2 protein-coding genes are annotated in these 2,172 nt (G+C 58.1%); both read right to left on the bottom strand.

Going from position 1 to position 2,172, the window contains the following annotated elements; genetic code table 11:
- On the bottom strand, window positions 1-827 hold an 827-nt coding region (locus IIC71_15160), incomplete at its 3' end, for a TIGR03842 family LLM class F420-dependent oxidoreductase (protein ID MCH7670518.1).
- 54 nt (window positions 828-881) lie between these two features.
- On the bottom strand, window positions 882-2,172 hold a 1,291-nt coding region (gene hydA, locus IIC71_15165; protein ID MCH7670519.1), incomplete at its 5' end, for a dihydropyrimidinase.

Here is a 2,172-nt window from a genome sequence, read left to right on the forward strand (position 1 = left end):
CTGACGAACTCGACATGGGTGCTGTCCGAGCTACCGTGCTCCTTGTAGTCATACCCTTGGCGGTCCGCAATGTATGACGTCAGCTCTTGAGGAATAGAGAGGCCGTCGGCACCGTAACGATTGACGAGGTCGGCAACGTGATTGCCGACCATGCCGCCAAACCAGCGGACCTGGTCTCGTTGATGTTCGATGTTGTCGCCAACGTAAGCCGGGGCCGCAACACACATGTAAAGATCATCCGGGTTGCGACCGGCCGCAGCGGCGGCATCTCGCACTGCCTGGATCATGTATTTGATGAGATACGGGTCGGCGAGTTGCAGAATGAATCCGTCAGCTTTCTCCCCGGTCAGTGCGAGTGTTTTCGGTCCGTACGCCGCCACCAGCATCGGAACACGGGTTTTCTTGGCCCAGGGTATCTGGACGGTCACGCCGTTGTACTCAACCTCCTCGCCCTGAGCAAGCGCCCTCACGACATCGATTGCCTCACCAAGTTCGGCGAGCCGGCAGGGTTTCTTCCCGATTACACGCAGAGCCGAATCGCCGCGACCCATACCGACAATGGTTCGCTCGCCAAACATTTCGTTGAGCGTTGCAAAGAGACTCGCGGTAACGGTCAAATCGCGAGTTCCAGGGTTTGTGACCATCGGACCCACGGTCATGTTCTTGGTCTTGGCGAGCATCTGGGAGTAGATGACGAACGGCTCTTGCCAGAGCACGTGGCTATCGAATGTCCACGCATGGTTGAACCCGTGGGCCTCAGCCTGCACCGTGAGGTCGATTACGGCCTGCGACGGCGGATCGGTTTGGAAAACAACCCCAAAATCCATTGTGTTCTCCTCAGTAGTTAGGTAGATGTCGTGCGGCGAACGATTTGCATGCCACTAGTGGAGACGGGCAGCGTTTCCACGCCGTAGGAATTGTCCGTCGCCCTTGGCACCAACATACTCGCCGTCAACCACGATGGTCGTGCCACGCAGCAAAACTTGCTCGACCTTGCCTTTGACCGAGAGTCCTTCGTACGCCGAGTAGTCAACGTTCATGTGGTGTTGCGCTGCGGACTTTGTCCACTCGGCCTCGGGATCGAATATCACAATGTCGGCATCCGATCCCACCGCAATGGTGCCCTTTTCAGGGTACATTCCAAAAAGTTTCGCCGGGGTTGTGCAGCACAGTTCGATCCAGCGGTTGAGGTCGAGCCGACCGTCGACAACCGCGCCGTGGTACATGAGCTGGAAACGATCCTCAACACCCGGAAGTCCGTTCGGGATCGCGGTGAAGTCTGCCTCGCCGAGCCTCTTCTGCATGCCAAGTGACGGATGGTCATCCATACAGAACGGGCAATGGTCCGTAGAGACGATTTGGAGATCGTTGGTCGCCAGGCCGGTCCAGAGTGCGTCCTGATGCCCATCTGCGCGGGGGCGAATCGGTGTTGAGCACACATATTTGGCGCCCTCGAAGCCGGGTTTGGAAAGATGCTCTTCAAGACTCAACCACAAGTACTGCGGACATGTCTCAGCAAATACAGGGAGCCCGCGGTCGCGTGCGGCTGCCACCTCCGCCAAAGCCTCCTTTGCCGACAGGTGCACAATGTACAGAGACGCCCCGGCAAGTTCGGCGAGCGCGATAGCTCGGTGGGTGGCCTCTGCCTCAGTGATCGCAGGGCGAGTGATGCCGTGGTACTTCGGGTCTGTCTCGCCTCGCTCTATCGCCTGCTCGCGCAGGACGTCGATAGCGAGACCGTTCTCAGCGTGCATCATGATCATGGCACCGGTCTCGGCAGCTTTCTGCATTGCACGAAGGATCTGCCCGTCATCAGAGTAGAGGACACCCGGGTACGCCATAAACAGTTTGAAGCTCGATACGCCGCGTTCGATGATTATGTCCATCTCGGCAAGAGACTCAGTGGTGATATCACCCGCAATCATGTGAAATCCGTAGTCGATGGCGCAGTTACCGTCAGCCTTCGCCATCCAGTTCTCGAAACTCTCAACCATCGACTCACCCTTGACCTGGACTGCAAAGTCCACGATGGTCGTCGTGCCGCCCCACGCCGCAGCACGCGTCCCGGTCTCGAAGTTGTCGGATGCAACGGTCCCGCCGAACGGGAGCTCCATATGCGTGTGAACATCGATTGACCCCGGGGTCACAAGTTTGCCGGTCGCGTCGATAACA

This window comes from Acidobacteriota bacterium (genome assembly GCA_022562055.1).
Lineage (GTDB): Bacteria > Actinomycetota > Acidimicrobiia > Spongiisociales > UBA5794 > BMS3BBIN02.